This window comes from Haloarcula pellucida (assembly GCF_014647235.1).
Lineage (GTDB): Archaea > Halobacteriota > Halobacteria > Halobacteriales > Haloarculaceae > Haloarcula > Haloarcula pellucida.
On sequence record NZ_BMOU01000003.1, the window covers coordinates 160,415 to 183,458 of the forward strand.

Annotated in this window: 22 protein-coding genes; 7 read left to right on the forward strand and 15 right to left on the reverse strand. The window is 63.4% G+C overall.

The genetic code is table 11. The features are described from left to right. Positions 1-27: 27 nt before the first annotated feature. The 4 genes from IEY28_RS10575 to IEY28_RS10590 form a co-directional block, all read right to left on the reverse strand. Complete coding sequence (locus IEY28_RS10575; protein WP_188997151.1) at positions 28-1,167, reverse strand: ABC transporter ATP-binding protein; 1,140 nt, start codon at positions 1,165-1,167, stop codon at positions 28-30. Positions 1,168-1,252: 85 nt separating this feature from the next. Then, on the reverse strand, positions 1,253-2,170 hold the full coding sequence (locus tag IEY28_RS10580; RefSeq protein ID WP_188997153.1) for a carbohydrate ABC transporter permease: 918 nt from the start codon (positions 2,168-2,170) through the stop codon (positions 1,253-1,255). Beyond that, complete coding sequence (locus tag IEY28_RS10585) at positions 2,167-3,111, reverse strand: carbohydrate ABC transporter permease (RefSeq protein ID WP_188997155.1); 945 nt, start codon at positions 3,109-3,111, stop codon at positions 2,167-2,169. Before IEY28_RS10585 ends, IEY28_RS10580 begins: the two co-directional genes overlap by 4 nt. A gap of 96 nt (positions 3,112-3,207) precedes the next feature. After that, positions 3,208-4,521, reverse strand: coding sequence for an extracellular solute-binding protein (locus IEY28_RS10590; protein ID WP_220639437.1), 1,314 nt, complete (start codon positions 4,519-4,521; stop codon positions 3,208-3,210). Between the two features lie 340 nt (positions 4,522-4,861). Between IEY28_RS10590 and IEY28_RS10595 the strand changes: the two genes are divergently transcribed. Then, positions 4,862-5,869, forward strand: coding sequence for a C-terminal binding protein (locus tag IEY28_RS10595; protein WP_188997157.1), 1,008 nt, complete (start codon positions 4,862-4,864; stop codon positions 5,867-5,869). A gap of 68 nt (positions 5,870-5,937) precedes the next feature. Here the strand turns inward: IEY28_RS10595 and IEY28_RS10600 are convergent, their stop codons facing one another. The 3 genes from IEY28_RS10600 to IEY28_RS10610 form a co-directional block, all read right to left on the reverse strand. Continuing rightward, the gene (locus tag IEY28_RS10600) at positions 5,938-6,915 is read right to left on the reverse strand and encodes a TIGR03557 family F420-dependent LLM class oxidoreductase (protein WP_188997159.1); all 978 of its coding nucleotides are present in this window, start codon (positions 6,913-6,915) and stop codon (positions 5,938-5,940) included. Then, complete coding sequence (locus IEY28_RS10605; RefSeq protein ID WP_188997161.1) at positions 6,843-7,172, reverse strand: hypothetical protein; 330 nt, start codon at positions 7,170-7,172, stop codon at positions 6,843-6,845. Before IEY28_RS10605 ends, IEY28_RS10600 begins: the two co-directional genes overlap by 73 nt. A gap of 179 nt (positions 7,173-7,351) precedes the next feature. Continuing rightward, the gene (locus IEY28_RS10610; RefSeq protein ID WP_188997163.1) at positions 7,352-8,587 is read right to left on the reverse strand and encodes a mandelate racemase/muconate lactonizing enzyme family protein; all 1,236 of its coding nucleotides are present in this window, start codon (positions 8,585-8,587) and stop codon (positions 7,352-7,354) included. A gap of 339 nt (positions 8,588-8,926) precedes the next feature. On the opposite strand from IEY28_RS10610, the gene IEY28_RS10615 reads away from it, so the two are divergent. Beyond that, positions 8,927-9,718: an HpcH/HpaI aldolase family protein gene (locus tag IEY28_RS10615; RefSeq protein WP_188997165.1), complete on the forward strand. Its 792-nt coding sequence runs from the start codon at positions 8,927-8,929 to the stop codon at positions 9,716-9,718. 143 nt (positions 9,719-9,861) lie between these two features. On the opposite strand, the gene IEY28_RS10620 is transcribed toward IEY28_RS10615, so the two are convergent. Continuing rightward, the gene (locus tag IEY28_RS10620) at positions 9,862-11,367 is read right to left on the reverse strand and encodes a CoA-acylating methylmalonate-semialdehyde dehydrogenase (protein ID WP_188997167.1); all 1,506 of its coding nucleotides are present in this window, start codon (positions 11,365-11,367) and stop codon (positions 9,862-9,864) included. A gap of 93 nt (positions 11,368-11,460) precedes the next feature. Here IEY28_RS10620 and IEY28_RS10625 point away from each other — a divergent pair, with 93 nt between their 5' ends. Continuing rightward, the gene (locus IEY28_RS10625) at positions 11,461-12,246 is read left to right on the forward strand and encodes an SDR family NAD(P)-dependent oxidoreductase (protein ID WP_188997169.1); all 786 of its coding nucleotides are present in this window, start codon (positions 11,461-11,463) and stop codon (positions 12,244-12,246) included. A gap of 74 nt (positions 12,247-12,320) precedes the next feature. Continuing rightward, complete coding sequence (iolM, locus tag IEY28_RS10630; protein ID WP_188997173.1) at positions 12,321-13,478, forward strand: scyllo-inosose 3-dehydrogenase; 1,158 nt, start codon at positions 12,321-12,323, stop codon at positions 13,476-13,478. 84 nt (positions 13,479-13,562) lie between these two features. On the opposite strand, the gene IEY28_RS10635 is transcribed toward iolM, so the two are convergent. Together IEY28_RS10635 and IEY28_RS10640 are read right to left on the reverse strand one after the other, a co-directional pair. Beyond that, on the reverse strand, positions 13,563-15,302 hold the full coding sequence (locus tag IEY28_RS10635) for a thiamine pyrophosphate-binding protein (RefSeq protein WP_188997175.1): 1,740 nt from the start codon (positions 15,300-15,302) through the stop codon (positions 13,563-13,565). Between the two features lie 64 nt (positions 15,303-15,366). Next, positions 15,367-16,344 (reverse strand): TIGR03557 family F420-dependent LLM class oxidoreductase, encoded by a 978-nt coding sequence (locus tag IEY28_RS10640; protein ID WP_188997178.1) that lies wholly within the window; start codon positions 16,342-16,344, stop codon positions 15,367-15,369. A 293-nt stretch (positions 16,345-16,637) separates the two neighbouring features. On the opposite strand from IEY28_RS10640, the gene IEY28_RS10645 reads away from it, so the two are divergent. Next, positions 16,638-17,402, forward strand: a complete 765-nt coding sequence (locus tag IEY28_RS10645) for an IclR family transcriptional regulator (protein ID WP_188997181.1) — start codon at positions 16,638-16,640, stop codon at positions 17,400-17,402. A gap of 663 nt (positions 17,403-18,065) precedes the next feature. Here IEY28_RS10645 and IEY28_RS10650 read toward each other — a convergent pair. Further along, entirely contained in the window at positions 18,066-18,530 is a 465-nt protein-coding gene (locus tag IEY28_RS10650; RefSeq protein WP_188997184.1) for a hypothetical protein, read from the reverse strand. A gap of 111 nt (positions 18,531-18,641) precedes the next feature. Here IEY28_RS10650 and mobA point away from each other — a divergent pair, with 111 nt between their 5' ends. Then, a complete protein-coding gene (gene mobA, locus IEY28_RS10655) occupies positions 18,642-19,247 on the forward strand; it encodes a molybdenum cofactor guanylyltransferase (protein WP_188997187.1) in 606 nt (201 codons plus the stop codon). A gap of 206 nt (positions 19,248-19,453) precedes the next feature. On the opposite strand, the gene IEY28_RS10660 is transcribed toward mobA, so the two are convergent. From IEY28_RS10660 to epsC, 4 genes are all read right to left on the reverse strand, one after another. Beyond that, positions 19,454-19,792 carry a CBS domain-containing protein gene (locus IEY28_RS10660; RefSeq protein WP_188997770.1) on the reverse strand — a complete coding sequence of 113 codons (339 nt, stop codon included), beginning with the start codon at positions 19,790-19,792 and terminating at the stop codon, positions 19,454-19,456. Between the two features lie 140 nt (positions 19,793-19,932). Then, positions 19,933-20,220 (reverse strand): HalOD1 output domain-containing protein, encoded by a 288-nt coding sequence (locus tag IEY28_RS10665; protein WP_188997189.1) that lies wholly within the window; start codon positions 20,218-20,220, stop codon positions 19,933-19,935. Positions 20,221-20,591: 371 nt separating this feature from the next. Next, positions 20,592-21,584 (reverse strand): bifunctional 5,10-methylenetetrahydrofolate dehydrogenase/5,10-methenyltetrahydrofolate cyclohydrolase, encoded by a 993-nt coding sequence (locus tag IEY28_RS10670; RefSeq protein ID WP_229783111.1) that lies wholly within the window; start codon positions 21,582-21,584, stop codon positions 20,592-20,594. Between the two features lie 247 nt (positions 21,585-21,831). Then, positions 21,832-22,695, reverse strand: a complete 864-nt coding sequence (epsC, locus tag IEY28_RS10675) for a serine O-acetyltransferase EpsC (RefSeq protein ID WP_188997191.1) — start codon at positions 22,693-22,695, stop codon at positions 21,832-21,834. 136 nt (positions 22,696-22,831) lie between these two features. Here epsC and IEY28_RS10680 point away from each other — a divergent pair, with 136 nt between their 5' ends. Next, positions 22,832-23,029, forward strand: a complete 198-nt coding sequence (locus tag IEY28_RS10680) for a hypothetical protein (protein ID WP_188997195.1) — start codon at positions 22,832-22,834, stop codon at positions 23,027-23,029. The last annotated feature ends 15 nt before the right edge of the window (positions 23,030-23,044 follow it).

Below are 23,044 nucleotides of genomic sequence, written 5' to 3' on the forward strand. Positions count from 1 at the left end.
GACGAGCGGTAGTCGAAGCGCTTGAGTCTATGACTTCGACCCCGCCGACGAGGAAGCACGCGTCGTCGCAACCATCTCTTCGGGGTCGCCGATTCGGTCGCCCGTATCGGGATCGAAGCCGTGGACGAGTTCGTCCTCCAGCGTGAGCCACACTGTATCGCCACGCGTCGTATCGATGGTACTCGGCGCAACGATGGTCAGGCTCACGTCGCCAGCGGCCACTTCGACTATCTGTTCGTCACCTTGTGGTTCGGTCACTTCGACCTCGGCCTCGACAGCGTTGGCAGTCTCGTCCGTGTGGATGGTGAAGTACTGCGGGCGGACGCCGAGCGTCATCTCGTCGGTGCCGCTGTATCGCTTCGTGACGGCGTCGTCGAGCGTCACGTCGAAGGCCGCCGGCGCGTCGACGGCCTGAATCTGGCCCTCCGAATGCGTGACCTCGATGAAGTTCATCGAGGGCGACCCGATGAACCCCGCAACGAACCGGTTCACCGGCTGGTGGTACACTTCGTCGGGGCTCCCGATCTGTTGGATGTTCCCCTGGTCCATCACGACGAGTTTGTCACCGAGCGACATCGCCTCCTCCTGATCGTGGGTGACGTACAGCGTCGTGATGTCCATCTCCCGCTGGAGCACCTTGATTCGACTGCGCATGCTGATCTTCAGCTTCGCGTCGAGGTTCGCCAGTGGCTCGTCCATCAGGAACACCGCCGGGCGGCGGATGATGGCCCGACCCAGCGCGACGCGCTGTTGTTGCCCACCGCTCAGGTTGGCGATGTCCCGATCGAGCAGTTCCGGAATCTCCAGCGTCTCCGCGACCTGTTCGATGCGATTCTCGCGTTCTTCTTTGTCGACGTCGGCGACTTTCAGCGGGTAGCCGATGTTCTCTCGGACGGTCATGTGCGGGTACAGCGCGAAGTTCTGGAACACCATCGCGATGTTCCGGTTCTTCGGGTGGACGTTGGTCACGTCGTGGCCGTCGAGCGTGATCGTTCCCGAGGTGGGTTCGGTGAGCCCTGCGAGACACCGGAGCGTGGTCGTCTTGCCGCACCCGCTCGGGCCGAGCAGAATCGTGAACTCGCCGTCGTCGACCTCGAGGTCGATGTCCTCGATCGCTATCGTTTCGCCGTACGCCTTCTTGACTGAATCGTATTCGACAGTTACCATTGCTTGTCAACCTCCGTTGTCGCAGTGACTCGGTTCGGTGCCGACCGTCCGGCACGCCCGCTCACCTGTAGACGGCAGTAGGCGGTCATTTGCCGACTGCCCCCATGCTGAACCCTCTGACGAGTTGCTGGCGCGCCATGAACGCGAACAGCAAGACCGGGACGAGGGCTATCGTCGCCGCGACGCTCATGTTGATCCACTGCACCGAGAACTTCGTCACGAACGAAGCGAGTCCCACAGGGACCGTGATGGCCTGCGAGCTCTGTGCGAGGATCACGGCGAACAGCAGTTCGTTCCACGTGATGATCGTCGTGAAGATGGCCGACGCGATGAGCCCGGGCTTTACGAGTGGCAGCACGATTTTGAAGAACGCGCCGAGGTGGGTGTGCCCGTCGATCATCGCCGACTCGATGAGACTCTCTGGTACCTCCTCGAAGAACCCCTTCATCATCCACACCGCGAACGGGATATTGAACATCGTGTAGACGAGGATGAGTCCCCGAAGCGTGTTCACGAGCCCGAACCCGCGGAAGATGACGAACAGGGGAATTATCGTGACGATAGGCGGCATGAACCGCGTCGACAGGATGTAGAACGGGAGGTGAAAGTCCAGATTGTAGGGGTAATCGAACGTCACGAACGCGTACGCGGCCATCGCACCGATGGTCGTCGCGATGACCGTCGTGACGACGGTGACGATGACGCTGTTCGTGATGAACGTCACGAACTCGGGCCGCTCTGCGAACAGTCGCGCGAAGTTGGCGAACTGCGCGTCGACGGGTATCCACTGTGGCGGGAACGACAGCAGCGTCTCGCGCGTCTTCAGGGTGGCCGTCACCAGCCAGTAGACTGGGAACAGCGTCCAGACGAGGAAGACGGCGAGCGCGCCGTAGACGCCGGCCTTCGTGAGTCCCGTCTCCGTGAGGCGTTCGTGTAGCTTTTCGAGCCCCGACGGTTCCGTGTAGGGCATCGTTTCGACCGGGGTGTCTTGTTTCGTCGTCATGAGCCGAACTCCACGTTAGCGATATTGACGAAGCTCATGGCTAGTATCAACACCAACACGAGGAGCGATACGGCCATCGCGGACGCTTCGCCGAAGTTGTTGAACCGGAACGCGGTCCGGTACATCTCCATACTGATCACGTTCGTCGCGTCGGACGGGCCGCCGCGAGTGAGGATGAACACCTTCGCGAACACGCGGAGGGCGTCCACCAGCCGGATGATCAGAATCAACACGATCAGGGACTTGAGGTACGGCAGCGTGATGTCCATGAAGCGCTGTCGTCGAGACGCGCCGTCCATGATCGCCGCCTCACTGATGTCGTCCGGAACCGACTGCAGTCCCGCGAACAGCACCAGCACCACGAGGGGCGTCCACTGCCAGATGTCCGTGAGGATGACGGAGTACAGCGCGACGCTCGTCTCGCTGATCCACCCGACGTTCGCCCCGCCGGTCAGCGGCGCGGCGATGTAGTCCAACAGGCCGTTGGGCGCGTACATGAGCCGCCAGATCAGTCCGATGACCGTCGGAGAGAGAATCATCGGAATCAGTATGAGCGTCTGCCAGAGGCCCCTGACTTTGATCTTCTTGTTCAGCACCAGCGCCATGGCGAACCCGAGGATGAACTCGAGCGTGACGGCGATGCCGACGAACTTCGCCGTCACGACCAGCGAGTTGATGAACGCCCCGTCGCTGAGCAGTTGCACGTAGTTCTCGATACCGACGAAGACCGTCCCGGTCGGCAGATACGATTGCGTCGAGAACTGCAGCGCACGAAGCAACGGATAGAACGTCAGCGAGAACAGAATCAGCACCGCTGGAATCGTCATCAACCACTTCAGGTGGTCGTCGACCCACAGCAGCACCTCCTCACGGCTAGAGGTATCCGTGCTGAACTGCGCGACCTCCGAGGTCACTGTCTCGCCGTCCGTGTCAGTCGCCATCGGTCTCCTCTCTGGACGGTGATGGGGCTATCGCTACGTGACGGGCACCGGGGCACGTCAGGGTCGGGCGTGAATCGCGTTCCATAGTTGTCTGTTTCACTCGTAGTAGTTCGCGTTTGCAAGGATGCCTTCGACCTGCTCTTTCGCCTTCTGGGTCATCTCGCTCGGGGAGAGGTCGCCGGCGAGCGCGGCGTTGAGCAGTTCGCCGTGCCCGATGCCGAACTCCGAGTACAGCGGCGTCCGCGGCCGGTACTGTGCGGTCTGGAGACTCTCGTACAGCGCGGGGAACCACGGCTGGGCGTCCATGTTCTCCTCGAAGGTGTCGTGGCGGAACGGCACGCCACCGAGTTCGACGTATTTGTTCTGTGCTTCCTTCGAGATGGCCGAGCGGATGACCTCGCCGGCCGCCTTCTTCTTCGAGTCGTCGATGTAGCTGTTGATACCCATGATCCAGTTCCCCTGGGTCGGCGCCCGTCGCTTCGCACCTTTGTGGCCTTTCGGGATGGGGGTGAACTTGATGTTGTCCGCCTCGTCGGACTCCTCCGAATCGAGGAGGAGCGAGGCCGCAGACGGCCACGCCGGGGCCTGCGCGGCAGACCCGCTCGCCAACCCGTTGAGGATTGCGTCGCTGTCGAACGAGGTGACGCCGTCAGGGCTGATGGACTTGAGGTCCTCGGTGTAGAACCGGACCGCCTCCGTGCCGTTCTCGCCGGCCCAGTTGTACCGCCAGTCGTCGTCGAACATCGTTCCGCCGATGGCGTTCCCGAGGGCGAAGAAGTTCGCCATGACCGGGTTGCCACGTTTCCCACGGATGATGTACCCGTTCGCCCCGTCGACCTGCTGGGAGATTTTCTGCCCGGCATCGTAGACGTCACCCCACGTCTCGGGCGCATCCGCGCCGACTTGGTCGTAGAACCCGCTGTTGTAGGCGAACAACTGCGTGTTACCGACGATGACCTGCCCGCGAATCTGCTGGTCCATCCCTTCTGCGGACGGGATGTTCGGCGCGCCCGGCGTGGGCCACGTCGCGATGTCGACGGTGGTGTCGATGAGTTGGTCCGTCGGCAGGTCTTCCGGGAGCCACTGCTGAATCGGATCGACGTGCCCGGCGAACTGCGGGAACCACGGGTCGTCCATGAACGCGATGTCGTACGCATCGCCCTGTGTCGAGAGGACGCTGTTCGTCTTCTCGAAGAGGTTCGCGTACGGGAACAGTTCGACGTTGACCGTGATTCCCGTATCCTCGGCCACGTACTCGTCGACGAGACGTTTGAACAGGCGTCCCGACCCCTCGACGGCCGCGATAGACAGTTCCTGTGCGGTCTGGTTCGATCCGGACCCGGTCGAACCGCCGTCGCCGCCGGAGCCACCGTCACCGCCTCCGCAACCGGCGAGGCCGGATAGGGCCACGACACCTGCGGTCGCACCGATGAACTTTCGCCGTGACGTGGGCCGTCGTCCAGATGAGTCGTTCGTCTCACTGCCACTATCCGTCTCCTCATTGCTAACTCGGGTCACATCACCACCCTATCTTTCCTACGTAATAAATCATGCTGTTGAGTTCAACTGTTTATTTCGAAACTAATGTTTCGAGGTCCGATTCGGGCGTGGAGGACGTTCCGGGCGTCGGGTCATGCTGCTGGTCGGCCCTCGACTCACCGCGACCCTCCGGCATAGTGGCAGCGCAGCGAACGCGACCGGCGGCATAGAAAACTACTTTTCGATCGGTCCGAGAAGAGCACGCAGCGGTATGACTAAACCAAACCGTACCAGAACTGTCGGTGTCACCGCGGGGAGCGCGTTCGACCTGCGCGTAGAAGAAGCAGTGTTCGACGGCCTCGACGTGACGCTCCGTCCAGTCGACATCGAAACCACCGACGACCTGAAACGGGAACTCGCCGACGTCGACGCCGTCATCGACAGGCTTCTGGCCGCCCCCTATACGTCTGCTGTCATCGACTCACTCGACCACTGTGAGGTCATCGCCCGCTGTGGCATCGGCGTCGACGGTGTCGATACCGAACGCGCCGCACAGCGGGGGATGTACGTGGTCAACGTTCCCGTATACTGTCAGGACGAGGTGTCAGAGCACACCATCATGCTCTTGCTCGCTCTCGAGCGGAATCTCTCGACGTACGATACCGCCATGCACGACGGCGTGTGGGCACAGGACGTGACGACGACACAGGTTCACCGGCTTCGGGGACAGACACTCGGACTCGTCGGGTTCGGGACGATAGCGAAACTCGTCGCCGAGAAGGCACAGGCCTTCGGGATGGACGTCGTCGCGTCAGACCCGTACATCGACGCCGAGGAGATGGCCCGAGCGGACGTCGAGAAAGTCGAGTTCGAGGAGCTGCTGGCTGTCTCCGACGCCGTCTCGCTGCACGCGCCCCTCGTAGAGGAGACGAAGGGCACCATGGACGCTGAAGCGTTCGAGCGAATGAAGGACTCGGCGTTTCTCGTCAACGTCGCGCGCGGCGGACTCGTGGTCGAAGACGACCTCGTCGACGCGTTGCGCGACGACGAGATCGCCGGGGCCGGACTCGACGTATTCGAAACGGAACCGTCCAGTCAGGGCGATGCGGCCCCGCCGTTCGAGAGCCCGCTCCGCGATTTCGATACCGTCGTACTCACTCCTCACGTCGCGTGGTTCTCTCAGGAAGCGAACGAGGACCGGCGACGGACGGCCGCTCGGGACGTCCGTCGCGTCCTCGAAGGGACGGCTCCAGAGAACCCGGTCAACGAGCCACAGTAGGTCCCGGCACCGCGGTTTTCGCTGGCAGACGGTTACACGAGAGCCCCGCTCGAGAATCGGCGACGGCGTTACAGCGACGGGATGACGTCGTCGCCCATCACTTCGAAGAACCGCTCGGGTTCGGGGCTGGTGTTCCCGAGGGTGATTCGGTCGAAACCGAGTTCGGCGTACGCCTCCAGTTGTGCGGCGACGTCGCTGGGGTCGTCGGCGATGAGGAACTTGTGTTCGACTTCCTCGCGAGTGGCGTTCTCGCCTTCCGCCTCTATCTCCTTCGGGTTAGCGAGTCCGCGGCCGAAGACGTCCTGTGTCGCGGCCCACCACGGCTTCGTCGCCTCGTAGGCCGTCTCGTAGTCCGGGTGATACGACGCCGTGACCAGCAGCGTGGTCTCGACTGCATCGGGGTCCCGTCCCGCGTCTGCGGCGTGCCGACGGACCGCCGGATAGAGCTTGTCGGTGTACTCCTCGTCTTTCAAGACGGTGATGAACCCGTCGCAGTACTCGCCGGCGAGCGACGCCGTCGCCGGCCCGTTCGCCGCGACGTGTATCTCGGGCGGCGTCTCCGGCTTGGTGTATAGCCGCGCGTCGTCGAGTTGGTAGTACTCGCCGTCGTAGTCGACGAAGTCGTCGGATTCCCAGAGCAAGCGGCAGATTTCGAGTGACTCCTTGAGCCGCTGTCGTCGCTCGGGATACTCGGGCCACGGGAACCCGAGTGGCTTCTCGTTCATCGCTTCGCCGGTGCTGACGCCGAGGACGACGGTTTCGTCGTGCATCACCTGCAGCGTCGCGAACGCCTGTGCGATGAGTCCGGGGTGGTAGTGTCCGGTCGTCGCCGTCACGCAGGTCCCCATCGGGAGGTCGGTCCGTTCGCTGAGTGCTCCCAGCCAAGACCACGCGAAGCCGGACGACCCCTGACTGTGGAACCACGGGTGAAAGTGGTCCGACGTCCAGATCATATCGAACCCGGCCGTTTCGGCTAACTCGGCGTAGCGGAGTAGTTCGTCGGGTTCGTACTGTTCTTGATGTGCGTCGTAATCGATGGCAACCATGGGTTGTGAATCAAACGGCGGTACCAGTCGTCACGCCGCCCGTCTCTGTCGTCTCTCGCTGGCGACTCGCCCAGCGCCGGCCCGTCGTGTTCGACCGCCCCCCGAGAGAGCGGCGTCGCGTTCGCTCGGCTCGGAGACCCGCTCGGCGAACCGACGGCGGCGTCGTCGACCACGTCTATCAGCAGGATGCTCCCGCGACCCGGGATGCCGACGAGGTACCCGACGCTCCTTCTCGAGGCACTGTGCGATGCTTTCACTGCCGCTCTCCCGTGGCATACGCTATCATTCATCGAGAATCGTTATCAGTGTTCTGGTCACACCGGGCCGTTCGGCGTCTGGAACGCTCGGATCGCTCGTTTCGACGGCGAAGACACTGCGGGAGGCGAACGGAGTCGCATACAGAAAAGGGAGCAGGTGTCTGGGCGGCGCGACGCTGCTACTCCTTCCGGTGGGCCTCGACGACGTCCCAGTCCAGTTCGATGCCCAGACCGGGGGCGTCCGGAATCTGGATGCGCCCGTTCTGGATGAAGTCCTCCTCGCGGGCGAGCAGGTCCTCCCACCATGGCACCTCGCGAGCGTGGTACTCCAGTGCGACGAAGTTCGGCACCGTCGCGCCGACGTGAGCGGTCGCCGCCGTCGCAACAGGACTCCCGATGTTGTGCGGGATGAGCGCCTGATAGTAGGATTCGGCCATGTCGGCTATCTTCTTCGTCTCGGCGATGCCGCCGGTCTTGGGGACGTCCGGCGCGAGGAAGTCGACGGCTTGCTCCTCGATGAGGTCCCGGAAGCCGTGGCGGCCGTAGCGGTTCTCGCCGGTCAGGATGGTCGCGTCGACGCGGCGCTTCAACTCTCGCATCGCGTCGGTGTTCTCCGGCGGGAGCGGGTCCTCTATCCACGCGAGGTCGTACGGTTCGAGCGCGCGACAGAGTCGCTCTGCGGTCTCGGGGCTGAAGTTCCAGTGGAGGTCCACGGCCACCTCGGCGTCGTGGCCGATCTCCTCGGTGACGGCCTCGACGACCTGCCGCTTGTGTTCGATTTCGGGCGGATCGAAGTGTCGCGAGAGCGTGTCTATCTCCCGCCCCGACGGCACGTCGAGGTCGAACTTCACGACGTCGAAGCCGTCGTCGACGGCCGCGCGTGCCGCCTGTGCGTACGCCTCCGGTTCGTAGGTGGACTCCTCTTGGCCCTCCTCGGCGGACTCGACCATCGCCTCGCCGGCGTGACAGTCGGCGTAGACGGTGACCTCCTCGCGCATCTTCCCGCCGAGCAACTGATACACCGGTTGATCGAGGAGTTTGCCGGCGGCGTCCCAGAGGGCGAGTTCGACCCCGCTGATGGCGATGGTACCGACGCCCTCCTGTGAACCGCGCCCGGAGAGACTCTCGCGCATCAGGTTGTAGAGCCGTTCGACGTCGGTCGGGTTCTCGCCGACCAGTACGGGGCGCAGATAGTCGGTGATGATCTCGTGGACGCCGGGCGAGGGGTAGGCCTCGCCGATGCCGGTGACGCCCTCACTGGTCTCGACGGTGACGATGGTCCACGGGAAGTTCCCGTCGACGACCACCGTCTCGAGGTCAGTTATCTCTGCTGTGGGGCCGTCGGTACGACGGGGCGTCTCGTCGAAGTCGGCCCACATGGTCGCTGCGAGTTTGGAAGCGAAATCTTCGTACATAGTTGTGGTTCGGGATTGCCGTGTCGGCGTCCGGTCGGCCGTCGACCGGGGTGGGTACCGGCGATTCGGCCGTCGCCGAGTAGCGGACGCGTGATAGCCTCGTACGCGGCGACGCCGAATCCCATCGTTTCCCGTATCATCGCTCGGCCTGTTATAAGTTCCGGTGGGTATCCCGCGTCTCACCGGTCGCCTATCGGCGCGGATTCGGAAGCGCGTGGGTGCCACGAACTGTGAGAAGCATACACATTTTTGTGCCTCCGACTAATGAGTCGATATAGGGAGCCAGTATCCGTCGGGGGAGACTCTCGTCTCGGCGATACTGGCCGGACGAAAACAGCTATGACCGATATCAAGGACTCGATCGACGCAGGCGGCCATCCGCTCGGCACGTGGCTCTCCATCGGCCACCCGAAAGTCGCGGAGGGACTGGCACAGCTAGACCTGGACTTCGTCTTGGTCGATATGGAACACACGACGATGTCGCTGGAGACCGTCGAGAACATGGCCCGCGGCGTCGACGCCGCGAGAAGCGGGACGGAGGCCGTCGTCCGCGTCCCGTGGAACGACCCCGTCCGTCTGAAACGGGTGGTAGACATCGGCGTCGCCGGCGTCATGGTGCCGATGATAGACAACGCCGACGAAGCCCGGTCGCTCGTCGAGTCGATTCGGTATCCGCCCGAGGGTATCCGGGGCATCGCCGGGAGCCGCGCGACGGGCTACGGCCGGAACTTCGAGGAGTACGTGAGCAACGCTAACGGTTCCATCCTCACGATCGCACAGATAGAGACCCGGCAAGGGCTCGAAAACGCGGAGGAGATTGCCAACGTCGACGGCATCGACGCACTGTTCGTCGGCCCTGCCGACCTCTCGGGGTCGCTGGGACTGTTCGCCGAGTGGGACTCCGACGAGTTCGGTGAGGCTATCGGACAGGTCATCGAGGCGAGCCAGAACGCCGACGTCCCCGTCGGAACGCTCACCGTCGACATCGACGCTATCGATTCGCGACTGGAGCAAGGATTCGACTTCCTCATCGCCGGCAAGGACATCTCGCTCCTGATGGACAGCGTCGACCGAGCGATAGCGGACTACGCCGCCGCGCTCGACGAACGAGTCCCCGCGTCGTCGGACTGAGTCGTTCAGTTTCTGCCGAAGCGCTCACGACCGAGACACCGCCTCGTGGAGTCGCTGCCAGCGACGAACCGACCGCTTCTCGATCCGAACTATCCCGGAAAACCGCCGTCGCGCTCGAAATTTGGAGCTGGGGCCGCAGGAGTTCAGTCGTTGCTGTACCAGCGCTGGATCTCGATGGTCTTGTCGGTGTAGAAGTTCACCGCGTCCTCGCCTTGGGCGTGTAGGTCGCCGAAGAACGACCCCTTCCGACCGCCGAAGTGGAAAAAGCCCATCGGCGCACAGACGCCGACGTTGATGCCGATGTTGCCCGCGTCGACCTCGTAGCGGTACTTGCGCGCCTCGGCACCGTTCTCGGTGTACAGCGAGGAGGCGTTGCCGTACTCGGTGCTGTTGACCATCTCGATGGCCTCGTCTAGATCCTCGGCCTTCGTCAGGGCCATCACCGGGCCGAAGATCTCGGTCTGGGTGATGTCCATGTCGGTCGTGACGCCCTCCAGCAGCGTCGGGCCGAGGAAGTTCCCGTCGGGGTAGTCCGGGTGCTCGAAGTCACGTCCGTCGACGACGAGGTCCGCGCCCTCGTCGACGGCGTCCTCGATCATGTCGATAACGCGCTCTGCGGACTCGCCCGTGATGAGCGGGCCGACGTCGGTGTCCTCGTCGAGGCCGTTGCCGACGGTGAGTTCGTCGACGTCGTCGAGAATCTCCTCGCGCAGGTCGTCGTAGACGTCGCCGACGCCGACGACGACGTCGTTGGCGAGACACCGCTGGCCGGCGTTGCCGTAGACGGAGCCGATGATGTTGGGCACCGACGCTTCGAGTTCGGCGTCCGGCGTGACGACGGCGTAGTTCTTCGCGCCGCCCTGTGCCTGCACGCGCTTGCCGTGTTCTGCGGCCGTCTCGTAGATGTGCTGTGCGACGGGCGTCGACCCGACGAAGGAGACGCCGGCGATGTCGTCGTGTTCCAGCAGAGCGTTGACAGTGTCGGCGCCGCCGTTGACGAGGTTGACGACGCCGTCGGGGAAGTCGACGGCCTCGATGGCCTCGAAGATAATCTGGGAACTGAGCGGGACCTTCTCACTGGGCTTGAGGACGAACGTGTTGCCCGTCGCGACGGCGTAGGGCAGGAACCACAGCGGAATCATCGCCGGGAAGTTGAACGGCGTGATAGCGGTAAAGACGCCCAGCGGTTGGCGGACGGCGTGTTCGTCCATGTTGCTCGCGACGCCCTCGACGTTGCCGCTGCCCTCCCGGAGCATGTTCGGGATGCCGGCGGCGACTTCGACGTTCTCGATGCCGCGGCGAATCTCCCCGCGTGCCTCGCCGAGCGTCTTGCCGTGTTCGCGCGTGAGCGCCTGTGCGATGTCCTCTTGGCGGTCTTCGAGTTCCTGCTTCAGATCAAAGAGGTACTGGACGCGATCGACCGGTGAGGTCGCGCGCCAGTCCTCGAAGGCTTCGGTGGCCGTCTGGACGGCCTCGTCGACGGTCTCGGGGTCGGAGAACGTGACGTCTGCCAGTGTCTCGCCCGTCGCCGGGTTGACGACTGGCTGTCCCGCGTCGCCCTCGATCGTGACCCACTCGCCACCGACGTAGTTCTCTACGGAGTCGGGTACGGCAGTCGCCGCTGGCGACTGCTCTTGCTTGCTGGTCATGCATTGGGAACGTCTACACCGAGCTACATAGATGTTACGCACGTAGGGGGTGTGAATCGGCCCATTTAACTGGAACGAACCGTAGATGAGCCTATGGGACGCGTTACCTTCGAGTTCGAGGGAGAGACGGTCATCGTCACCGGCGGCAGTTCCGGTATCGGTCGCGCCATCGCGCTGGCGTTCGGCGACGCCGGTGCGACAGTGTTGAACGCCGACGTCGACTCGGACCCGAAAGACACCGACGCCGACCGCCCGACCCACGAGGCCATCGAGGCCGCCGGCGGGACCGCCGAGTACGTCGAGACGGACGTCTCCGATCCAGCCGCGATCGCGGCCGTCGTCGAGGCGGCCCGCGAGTACGGCGGCGTCGACGTGATGGTGAACAACGCCGGGTGGTTCACCCGCGGCGACCTGTTCTCTGTGGACCCGGACACGTTCGAGACCATCCACGGAATCAACACGAACGGCGTGTTCTTCGGGACGCAGGCGGCCGCCGCCGACATGCGCGACCGCGGTGATGGCGGCGTCATCGTCAACACGGCCTCGATAAGTTCGACGCACGCACAGGCGGACCAGATCCCGTACGACTCCACGAAAGGTGCCATCCGCATGATTACCCGGGGGGCTGCGCTCGAACTCGCAGACCACGACGTCCGGGTCAACGCCGTCGCCCCGGGCCACATCGCCACGGAGTTCGGCGCCGGTGCCGACCAGAAAGAAGCGTCCGTCGCGGCGGGCGACCTCACGAAGCCGATTCCGCTCGACCGCCCCGGCTATCCCGAGGACATCGCGCCGACGGTGCTCTTCTTAGCGAGCGAGCAGGCCGACTACGTCACCGGCGAGATGGTGTACGTAGACGGCGGGTGGCAGACGTTCTGAGTGGGGTCGAGACGGCGATTCCCGAGTGGCCTGACCCCGTACAGTTATATTGCGCTGGGTGTTCTGTGCCAACGATGCGAGCACTCGTACTCGACGCGGAGTGGAGTCCGCGTCCAGACTACGACCTGTCCGAGGACGAAGCGAACCGACACCGCGCGATGAACTCCTCACAGGTCTGGAAAGACCCCGAGCTACGTGTCACAGAGCGGGAGCGACCCGACCCCGCCGACGACGAAGTACTGGTTCGCGTAAAGTACGCGGGCGTCTGTGGCAGCGACGTCTCGATGCTGGAGACGGACGACGACGGGTACATGCACTACTCGGCGTACACGCGGTTCCCGACCGTCACCGGTCACGAGTTCTCCGGGGAGGTCGTCGAGACGGGCGCCGACGCCGACCTCTTCGAGGAGGGCGAACCGGTCACCGCCGAGGTGACGGACTACTGTGCCCGCTGTCAGATGTGCCGGCAGGGGTTCCACGGCCACTGTGAGAACTTCGAGCAGATCGGGTTCACGATGGACGGCGCGTTCGCGGAGTACGTCACCGTCCCGGAGAAAATCTGCTGGAGCGTCGCGTCGCTCGAACGGACCTACGACGACGAGGACGAACTCTACCGCGCGGCCGCGACCGTCGAACCGAGCACTATCAGCTACTACGGCCTCTTCGGGCGGGCCGACGGCATCTGGCCCGGCGACTACCACGTCTACCACGGCGTCGGGCCCATCGGTCTCACCGGGATGAACGTCTCCCGGGCGGCCGGCGCCGGCAAAGTCATCGCCTTCGAACCGTCCGACCAGCGCCGCAAGATCGCCCACGACCTCGGGTTCGAACACGTCTACAACCCCATCGAGGTCGATCCGGTCGAGACCGTACAGGAGGTCACTCACGGCGAAGGCGCCGACGTACACGTCGAGACGAGCGGTGCCGTCTCACAGACGTACCCGGTCATCGAGGACACGCTAGCCGAGCGTGCGAACGTGGTTCACATCAGTAACGCCGGCTCTGACCCCGAAATAGCGCTCCGGAAGTATCAGGGCAACAGCGCCCAGTTGTACGGCTCCGAGGGCCACACCGGCCAACAGGTGTTCCCGAGAGTCATCCGTCTGATGGCGAGCGGCCAACTCGACAACCGCGGCATCGTCACCTCGACGTTCGACCTCGAGAACGCCGATACGGCCATCGAACAGGCCACGAAGCGCGTCGACGGGAAAGTCCTCGTCAAGATGAGCTAGGTGGCTATACACTTGCGTATAGCCGATACGTATAGCTAGCGAGTATAGCTAAAGGGGCAGAACCGAAACGCTGCTGTGGGCCGATTACGTTTCTAGGTCCGCGAGGTCCCATTCACCGGTGACGATGGCCCCGGAGTCGGGGTTGTCCGGCTCGACGACGGCCTCGACGATGGCCGGGCCATCGTGGGCGATGGCCGCTTCGAGGACCTCGTCGAGTTTCTCCGGTTTGACGACCCGTTCGGCGAACTCGACGCTGAATCCGTCGGCCATCGACATGAAGTCGATGTCCGTCTCCTCGTTGAACTCCGTGTTGAGTACGCGGTCCCAGCCGTACTTGTCGACCTGCAGGTTCCGGATGGACTTCCAGCCGTGGTTGTTGACGATGAGGTAGGTGACGTCGACGTCGTGTTCGACGGCGCAGGCGACTTCCTGATTGCACATCATGAAGCTCCCGTCGCCCTCGACGTCGACCACCGGACTGTCCGGCTTGGCGAGTTTCGCGCCGATAGCGGCGGAGACGCCGAACCCCATCGTCGAGAACCCGCCACAGGAGATGTTTGTACGGGGTTCGTAGACCGGGAACTCGGGGTTGACCGTCTCCTGTGGTTGGCCCGCACTAGAGACGATGACGCCGTCGCGCGGCAGGACGTTCCGGAGGCTGGCGAGGGCCCGCGAGATGCTCATCGGGACGCTGTCGTCCTCCCAGCGCTCGGCGACCATCCCTTCCCACTCCTCCCAGAGGTCCTGCATCTCTTGGTAGTATTCGTTGTCCTCCCGGGAGACGGGGTCCATGCGCTCCTGGAGTTCCTCGGTAATCTGACGCGTGACGACCTTCGCGTCGCCCTGGATGCCGACCTCGACCGGGTAGTTCTTCCCGATCTCCTCAGGGTCGATGTCGACGTGGATGAGCTTGCTCGGCGGAATCTCGAAGCTGACGCCCTCCTCGAAGGAGGAGGTGTGCATGTCGGTGAATCGACAGCCGACGGACAGAATCACGTCGGCGTTCGAGGCGAGTTCGTTGCCTGCCGACGACCCGATCCACCCGGCGTAGCCGACGAACAGGTCGTGGTCCTCCGGAATGATGCCCTTCGCCTGGAACGTCGGGATAACGGGCGCTTGCAGGTGTTCGGCGAGTTCCTGCACCTCGTCCCACGCCTCGGCGAGCATCGTCCCGCCGCCGGGGACGATGACTGGGCGCTCGGCGTCTTCTAAGAGTTCAGCCGCGTCAGAGACCGTCCGCGGGTCTCCGCCCGGTCGACTGTGGGGCCGGGTCTGTGTGGGTTCCGGCAGTTCGACGTCGGCCGCCGCACCCTGTACGTCCATCGGCACGTCGACGTGGACCGGCCCGGGGCGGCCGGATAAGGCGACCTGGAACGCGCGCCGGAGGATACGGGGAAGTCGTTCGACGTCACTCACCTCGAAGCTCTGTTTCGTCACTGGCTCCATCACGCTCGGGAAGTCGCCGGGCTTCTGGCGCTCTATCTCCTGTAAGATGCCCTGCCCGTACTCGTGGGTCTGTGGGGCACCCGTGAAAATGACCATCGGGATGGAGTCGACGTACGCCGTCGCGGCACCGGTGACGGTGTTGGTCGCGCCCGGCCCGATAGAGGTGAACACGGCCAGTGGCTCCCCGCTAGCGCGGGCGTAGCCGTCGGCAAGGTGTGTCGCCCCTTCCTCGTGTCGTGGTTGTATGACCTCTACGTCGGAGTCGTTGAACGCGTCGAGCAGGTTCGTACTCCCGTGACCGGGGATTCCGACCAGATATTCGACGCCCTCTTTCTCCAGATACTTCGCGATAATCTCGCCACCGTTCAGTCTGGGCATCTCGTTCAGAACGATGCAGGCCCCGTTTATTAAACGTTCCCCCCGACCGCCAGAAGTTCGTGAGTTACAGCGACGGGATGACGTCGTCGCCCATCACTTCGAAGAACCGTTCTGGCTCGGGACTGGTGTTCCCCAGCGCGATGCGGTCGAAGCCCATCTCCGCGTATTCTTCCAGTTGCGCGGCGACGTCGCTCGGGTCGTCGGCGATGAGGAACTTCTCCTCGATTTGCTCCTCGGTGGCGTTCTCGCCCTCGGCTTCGATTTCCTTCGGGTTCGCCATCGCGCGGTCGAAGACGTTCTGCGTCGTCGCCCACCACGGCCGGGTCGACGCTCGCGCACGCTCGTAGTCCTCGTCGTAGGACGCGATGACGAGGAGCGTGGTCTCTATCTGGTCGGGGTCGCGGCCCTCTTCCTCGGCGTAGCGCCGGATAGCCGGGTACATCCGCTCGGTGTACTCGTGGCCGGTCTTGACCGTGATGAAGCCGTCACCGTACTCGCCGGTCAACGACGCCGTACTCGGGCCGTTGGCGGCAATCTGCACTTCGGGTCGCTCTTCGGGCATCGTGTACAACTTCGCGTCGTCGACGGTGAAGTGCTCGCCCTCGTAACTGTAGAAGTCGTCGTTCTCCCACAACCCGTGGACGATTTCCAGCGTCTCTTCGAGACGCTTCCGTCGGACGCCGTACTCCGGCCAGTCGTGGCCCATCGGCTTCTCGTTCATGGCCTCGCCCGTCGAGAGACCCAGAACCACCCGTTCGTCGTGCATCTCCTGTAGGGTCGCGAAGGCCTGTGCCATCAGCGCCGGGTGATAGTGTTCGCCCGCCGGTGTCACACAGGTGCCGATTGGGACGTCGATGCGTTCCGTGGCGGCGCCGAGCCACGACCACGCAAACCCTGCCTCGGCGTCCGTATGGAACCACGGGTGAAAGTGGTCGGAGGTCCAGATGAAGTCGAATCCGTTGTCGGCGGCCGACACAGAGAAATCAAGCAGTTGCGAGGGGCTATACTGCTCCTGATGGGCCATATAGTCGATGCTAACCATCGTGAGTGCACACTGTGGTCGGCGCGTATTATTTGTTTTCCCCGCCGACCGAAATTCGGCGACTCGAGCGCCGGTGAGCGTCTCGTCGGCGCACGTTCGGCTGCTGCGAACGGCCGTCGAACGACTCCGATACGACGCAGTTATTTCCGCCGCTAGGTCTCGCGTATCGGCCTACGAGCGCGCGAACGCCGAGCGATTACGGCCAACCCGCTCCCCGGCGTTCGTCACCTGCGAACGCGAAAAACCGTTCGCAACGGACGAACATTTATGACGGTGTACTCGCAACGACGACTATGGGAACGACGTCGACGTCACGAACGGTGGACGCGGTTCAGATCTCGCTGAACATCATCGAGTTCCTGCAGGAACGGGACGGAGCCGGTATCACGGAGATCGCCGAGGCACTGGAGTACTCGAAAGGGACAGTACACAGCCACATGGCGACGCTCGCCGAGAACGAGTACGTCGTGAAACATGACGGCCTCTACCGTCTGAGCCTCAGATATCTCGAACTCGCCGAGACGGTCAAGGACAGACTCCAGATATACGACGTCGTCCGCGAGGAACTGGACGAACTTGCAGCCGACAGCGGCGAACTGGCCCAGTTTGCGACCGAAGAACACGGCCGCGCGGTGTACATCTACAAGACCGGCGGCGAGAAGGCCGTCCAGACGGCGTCGTCGGTCGGCGACCGGGAGTATCTACACTGTATCTCGCTGGGTAAAGCGATGATGGCGCACATGGACGACGACCGTGTCGAGGAGATAATCGAACAGCACGGCCTCGCGGAGTTCACCTCGTCGACGATAACGACGCGAGAGGAGCTATTCGCGGAACTGGAGACCATCCGCGAACAGGGATACGCCTTCGACCGCGAGGAGAAAATCGAAGGACTCCGCTGTGTGGCCGCCCCCGTCGTCACCAAAGGGGAAGTCGTCGGCGCCCTCAGCGTCTCGGGACCGGCAAGCAGGTTCGAGGGCGAGGTCTACGAGGAGGAGCTACCGGAGATGGTGACGCGGTCCGCCAACGTCATCGAGATCAACTCGCAGTTCTCGTAGGCTGTCGCCAGTTTTCGGGTGATCGGCCGTCTCTCGCGGGGGAGCCATCGGGCCCTGTACTCGGCGGACAGATACACACCGCAGCAGCCGCCGGGGCCTACGACTGTCTTGGACCGCTCCGCCGAACGTCGGACGTCGCCATCCCGTGCTCGCCGTCGTCGCACCGCCCATCCTGCGCTGTTCGGACTCCCCTTGTTCGTCGGTGGCACGTTCGCTGCCCGCCGTGGTATCTCCGACGCCGAAACTCGTCGTTCGGCTCTCGCAAACCGACGGCACGGAACGCGAGTAGACGGAAGCGAGCACCGCCACCACTGTAACAAATGTACTTGTGTTAGTGCCGTCTTCGAGGTATCGCGCCGCCGCGACCGACCGACGACGATTGTCGCCCCAGCGGCCGACGGTAGAGAACGCTGATCGAGTTCGCCGATATATCGACGTACGACCGGATATGCACCTCCACTTCCCGACATCCACACTCGTATTAGCGCATATCGCGGACGCCCGCTGGCAAATTCTGCAATTCACACTTCCAAATCACCAAATCGAGGTGATATATGCGGAGAAGAGAGCTACTACCGACATTTCGACACTCGAACCGAGATACGGCCTGTCGCTGGGAACGAAACAGACGCGTCGAGTGGTCTCCGCGCCTCGATGGGCAGTCTATTCGTTAGGCGTCGATGTCGAGTCGCTCGCCGCCTCGAGGATAGTCTGTCGGTCCTCGAAGTACGCTGGGGCGTCGTGTTCGTGTTCGAAGTGGACGATACTCGTGAGCGCTTCCTCGCCGTCGTCGACGCTCGCGTCTAGGTCTTCGGCCAGTTCGAGGTAGGCCGAAGCTAACTCTTGAAACGCGGTGCGGCGTGCCTGCTTCGCCTCGGCGACGGCCTGTCTCTCTTCGAGTTCCGATTCCAGCGCTTCGAGTTCGTCGGTGTCGTCCGTAGCCGACTCGCTGCCGGCCGAGTGCTCGTCGAGTCGTGTTCGAACGTCGGCGATGTCGTCGTCTATCTCTGTCAGTATCTCGTCGGTCTCCTCGTCGAGCGTCTCGACGCGCCCCCACAGCAGTCTCGCCTGTGTCTGACAGTATTCGACTAGTTCCCCCACCGAGAGCGCTGTGTCGTCTTCGCTCATTGCCACGCGTTCGCGCTCCGGGTAGAAGGGCCTTGTCACACGTCTGTCCCGGGGACAGTCGATAGCGCTCGGGGTGAAACCTTCTTGAGGTCGAGTCGAGTAGGGACGAACATGCGCGCAGGCGTCGTCATCGCCGGAGGCCGGTCGACGAGATTCGGTGACCGCGATAAGGCCGTCGCGGACCTCGCTGGAACGCCGATGATTCGGCGCGTCGTCGACCGAATCACGCCGGTCGTCGACGAACTCGTCGTGAACTGCCGGACCGATCAGGCCGACGACATCGAGACGGCTCTTGCGGGTTGTGGCGTCGCTCCGACGTACGCCTTCGACGACACGCCCGACGAGGGGCCGATGGCCGGTATCGGCCGTGGTCTCCGTGCCACCGAAAGCGACTACGGTCTCGTCGTCGCTTGTGATATGCCGTTCGTCGACCCGTCGTTCGTGGACTATCTCTTCGACCGGGCGGCGGGGTACGACGCCGCAGTGCCGCGTCCGGACGAGTGGTTCCAGACGACACAGGCGGTCTATCGCGCCGACGAGATGGCGGCGGCGTGTGAGCGAGCGCTCGATCACGGTGAGCACAGAATCGTCGAGGCGCTTTTCGACGTCGACTACGTCGTCGTCGACCGCGAGGAGATAACCCGTCACACGACCATGGCGACCTTCGAAAACCTGAACACGCGCGAGGAGTTCGAGGCGGCCGTCGAGCGGTTCTAGCGGGCGTCGGTGGCGATACGGCTGCGGGAGCTATCGACTATCGCCGTCCCTCGTCGACGAAGGCGTCACAAAGCGGGTGATTGACCCGTCCCAGAGAGTGAGGGGCGTCGCTTTCACACGTAGGCGGCCGGACGTATACACGAAAATACACCGTGTGTTTCCCCGTCGAGCGGTCCGAGTGCCGGAAGGTACGCCGGGGCCAGCGACTACGAGAGCGTGGCCGTGATGTCCGTAGAGGAGATCATCCCGACGAAGTCGTCTTCGACGACTGGGAGGTGGTTGATACCGAAGTTCTCCATCATCGCCGCCGTCTCTACGAGGCGGAGGTCCGGCGGGACCGTCTCGACGGACTCGGTCATGATATCGGCGACGTCTAGCTGCGACGTGTCTCGTTCCTCGGAGACGGCGGCGATGATGTCGGTACTCGTCACGATGGAGGGCGGCGCCGTCGTGACCAGCAATGCGCTGATGTCACGCTCTCGCATCTCTTTGGCCGCTTCGACGACCGTCGCGTCGGGTGCTATGGTCACGAGCGGCGTCGACATCACGTCTTCGACGATTGCCTGATCCTGTGATGGCATGCACCTACCAACGGGTACAGGGGTCTTCGTTCTTGTTCTTGGCCGGTTGACTGTCTGTGGCCGCGACAGGCCCGCAGCACGTGGTGTGGGGTCCTGTCTTCGAATCAGGCGTAATTCGGATCTGACTCTAGGTCCTCTACCTGAATCGTGACGTCACCGTTGCCCCACAGAACCACGATCGCGCCGTGAGTCGTGAACTCGACTTTGACTGTGTCGTCGTCGCTCCGATCTCTGAACAGTTTGTCCAGCGCGTCCGGGTCGATACTGTCGTACAGGACACATTCGTCCTCGGTGATGTCCCTGCCCTTGGCGTCCGAGAGCGCCGACACGATAGCGGTACTCAACTCCTCGTCGTCGTCGGGCGTGTATATCAGGGTCGGACTAGCAGTCACGTACACGGTGTAGTCACACTGGCGGCAAAATAATGTGGCCTTACTCTTCAGGTACTCACGTCGTCTTTGCGGCGCTGTTCCAGTCGGATCGGTTTCAGACCGTGTGGACGCCGGTCGTCACGGCGACACGCGCAGTGGGGGAGACGACGCTCTCTCCCGTCGTCGGTATCGTGCGTCTCCGAAGAAGTGGATGCGTCGGAAGCACCCACAGTATGCCAGAGGGATCCGCTACCAGCGTTCGGGAGTGGGCTACGACGCTCGACCGCTCACGGAACCCACCCGGACGCAGACGGAGCTCCTACTTAAAGATAGGTCGGGAGATGCGTTGCGATTTAAGTTCGATGTGGGAACGGTGCCGTCGGGGACGACACTCAGGGACCGTCGACGACGTCGACGCCGGTCTGTCTCGCGGTCACGTCGACGACGTTCCGGAGGACGAACGCGAGCGTCAGCGGGCCCACGCCGCCCGGCACGGGCGTAATCGCGCCTGCCACCGATTCGACGCGCTCGTAGTCGACGTCCCCGACCAGTTCGTACCCGCGCTCGGTATCGGCCGGCACGCGGTTGACGCTTACGTCGACGACGCTGACACCCGGTGACACCATCGACGCGTCGACGAGTCGGGGAGTGCCCGCGGCCGTCACGAGAATGTCCGCAGTGCGAGTCTTCGCGGCGAGGTCCCTCGTCGCGGTGTGACAGACGGTCACCGTCGCGTCACCGTCCGGTCCGCGGGCCAGCAACAGGTTCGCGAGCGGTTTGCAGATGGCCGTGGTCCGCCCGACGACGACCACGTCTCGGCCCGCCGTCTCGACGTCGTACGCCGAGAGGAGCTTCAGGACTGCTGCGGGCGTCGGCGGGACGACCAGCGGGTCGCCAGCGACGAGTCGCCCCAGCGTCGCCGGGGCGAAACAGTCGATGTCTTTCGCCGGGGGAACCCGTGCTCTGACGGCCCCGGCGTCGACGTGGTCGGGGAGCGGCACCTGCACGAACAGGGCGTTCACTTCGTCGTCGGTCGCCAGCCGCTCGACGGCGTCGTAGAGCGCCGCTGCCGAGTCGTCGGGAGAGAGGTCCGCTCGCTTCGTCCGGACACCGACGGCGTCACACCGCTCGTGTTTCCGGTCCATGAACGAGACGGCCGCGTCGTCGTCGCTCATGAGTACCGTACCGAGCGTCGGCCTGACCCCGTGGGCACGGAGCGTGCCGAGATCCGTCTGTACGTCGTCGAGGACGTCGTCGGCGAGCGGTCGGCCCCGGAGGAGCGTCGTCTCTCTCACTCGTCGTTGTATCTCCTCGCGGCGAATAAAGCCGTCGGCGAACCGATCCAGACCCGTTCTGCCGGTGTCGAACGTCGACCGTGCGCTCACGACCACGGCCCGTATAAAACGGTGTACATATCGCTGTCAATCTTGAACGGTCGGCCGACCGAGCGACTCCGTATGATCCATCGGTCCGTCCGAACAGATGGGGGCGGCGGGGTCGAGCGTGAGAACGAACCAGTGGCCTGTCCGACGTGTCGCGGGACGCTCGAACACCGCTCCGGGCTCCTCGTCTGTCGCTCGTGTAACTGGCACTGTCGACGCCCCGCAGACTGAACGGCCGCACACCGCCGAACTAGTCGTTACGCTTTCGCTCCTGCTCCGGGTGTTCGCTGACGAACACCTTGGTGTTGTCGGGGATGTCCTCGGTGACCCACGAGTTCGCGCCGATGCTGACGTGGTTCCCGACCGTGATGTCGCCCAGTACCTTGGTGCCGGCACCGATGACGACGTGGTCGCCGATGTCGGGGTGGCGCTTGTACCCCTTCTTCAGCGCGTGTTCCTCGCCCTCTTCTTCCTCGAAGTGGAGCGCGCCGAGGGTCACGTCCTGATAGATGCGGACCCAGTCGCCGACGGTCGTCGTCTCGCCGATGACGACGCCGGTGCCGTGGTCGATGAAGAAGTAGTCGCCGATTTCGGCCCCCGGGTGGATGTCGATGCCCGTCTCCGTCTTCGCGTACTCGGTCAACTCGCGGGCGTACTCTGTCGCACCTAATTCGTACAGTTCGTGTGCGACGCGCTGGACTTCGATAGCGAGAAAGCCGGGGTACGAGCGGATGATCTCCATGTACGTCTTCGCCGCCGGGTCGCCCTTGTAGGCGGCTTCGACGTCTTTCTTGAGCCGACGCCGAATCCCCGGGAGGCGGTCGATAGTCTTTGCGACCGTCTCCGAGATGTCGCCGTTGGAATAGGGCCGCATACCGGCATAGAAGAGCGCACCGAGTGCATCGAGGTTGTTCAGCACCGCCAGTTCGTCCTGTATCAATTCGTCGGAGTTCCAGCAGGTGGGGAAAAACAGTCGCTTGAGGATGTCGACCTCTTTCCGTCGATGTTCCCGTTTCGGGAACTCCATCGGCGTCTGTTCCGGGAACGGCTCCGAGTCCGCCTGATACGACTCGAACAGCCGTTCGTGAGCGTCACCCGTGTATCCGTATTCCATACCCGACGTTTCCACTGCATAGCCTTAGTTGTGGCAGTGTTAAGACGGCTTAATCTCCCCACAAGCGAGCACCGCCGTCGGAGCCTGTGACGGTCTGTGGGCTAGTTATTTATCGTCGGGTTCCCACCGTTCCTGTATGAGCGGAGAGTGCCACTACTGTCACGGGTTAGTCTCGGCGTCGGAACGGGACCACATCGTCCTCGACCAACACGGGAACCACGAGGTGTACTTACACGAGCAGTGCGCTGACGGGCACAACCTGATCGAGTCGTCCGCGGCGTCGGGTGAGGTCGAAATCGTCTGTCCCGAGTGTGGCACAGTCGAGACACACTGACGTGACCGACCCGAC

What these genes read in the sequence shown, in the direction of transcription:
- IEY28_RS10660 (WP_188997770.1), bottom strand. Translation starts at nt 19,792, where the DNA reads ATGTCGACGCCGCTCGTGACCATAGCACCCGACGCGACGGTCGTCGAA.
- IEY28_RS10595 (WP_188997157.1), top strand. Translation starts at nt 4,862, where the DNA reads ATGACTAAACCAAACCGTACCAGAACTGTCGGTGTCACCGCGGGGAGC.
- IEY28_RS10645 (WP_188997181.1), top strand. Translation starts at nt 16,638, where the DNA reads ATGGGAACGACGTCGACGTCACGAACGGTGGACGCGGTTCAGATCTCG.
- IEY28_RS10680 (WP_188997195.1), top strand. Translation starts at nt 22,832, where the DNA reads ATGAGCGGAGAGTGCCACTACTGTCACGGGTTAGTCTCGGCGTCGGAA.
- IEY28_RS10620 (WP_188997167.1), bottom strand. Translation starts at nt 11,367, where the DNA reads ATGACCAGCAAGCAAGAGCAGTCGCCAGCGGCGACTGCCGTACCCGAC.
- IEY28_RS10615 (WP_188997165.1), top strand. Translation starts at nt 8,927, where the DNA reads ATGACCGATATCAAGGACTCGATCGACGCAGGCGGCCATCCGCTCGGC.
- iolM (WP_188997173.1), top strand. Translation starts at nt 12,321, where the DNA reads ATGCGAGCACTCGTACTCGACGCGGAGTGGAGTCCGCGTCCAGACTAC.
- mobA (WP_188997187.1), top strand. Translation starts at nt 18,642, where the DNA reads ATGCGCGCAGGCGTCGTCATCGCCGGAGGCCGGTCGACGAGATTCGGT.
- IEY28_RS10600 (WP_188997159.1), bottom strand. Translation starts at nt 6,915, where the DNA reads ATGGTTGCCATCGATTACGACGCACATCAAGAACAGTACGAACCCGAC.
- IEY28_RS10580 (WP_188997153.1), bottom strand. Translation starts at nt 2,170, where the DNA reads ATGACGACGAAACAAGACACCCCGGTCGAAACGATGCCCTACACGGAA.
- IEY28_RS10640 (WP_188997178.1), bottom strand. Translation starts at nt 16,344, where the DNA reads ATGGTTAGCATCGACTATATGGCCCATCAGGAGCAGTATAGCCCCTCG.
- IEY28_RS10575 (WP_188997151.1), bottom strand. Translation starts at nt 1,167, where the DNA reads ATGGTAACTGTCGAATACGATTCAGTCAAGAAGGCGTACGGCGAAACG.
- IEY28_RS10650 (WP_188997184.1), bottom strand. Translation starts at nt 18,530, where the DNA reads ATGAGCGAAGACGACACAGCGCTCTCGGTGGGGGAACTAGTCGAATAC.
- epsC (WP_188997191.1), bottom strand. Translation starts at nt 22,695, where the DNA reads ATGGAATACGGATACACGGGTGACGCTCACGAACGGCTGTTCGAGTCG.
- IEY28_RS10610 (WP_188997163.1), bottom strand. Translation starts at nt 8,587, where the DNA reads ATGTACGAAGATTTCGCTTCCAAACTCGCAGCGACCATGTGGGCCGAC.
- IEY28_RS10625 (WP_188997169.1), top strand. Translation starts at nt 11,461, where the DNA reads ATGGGACGCGTTACCTTCGAGTTCGAGGGAGAGACGGTCATCGTCACC.
- IEY28_RS10635 (WP_188997175.1), bottom strand. Translation starts at nt 15,302, where the DNA reads ATGCCCAGACTGAACGGTGGCGAGATTATCGCGAAGTATCTGGAGAAA.
- IEY28_RS10585 (WP_188997155.1), bottom strand. Translation starts at nt 3,111, where the DNA reads ATGGCGACTGACACGGACGGCGAGACAGTGACCTCGGAGGTCGCGCAG.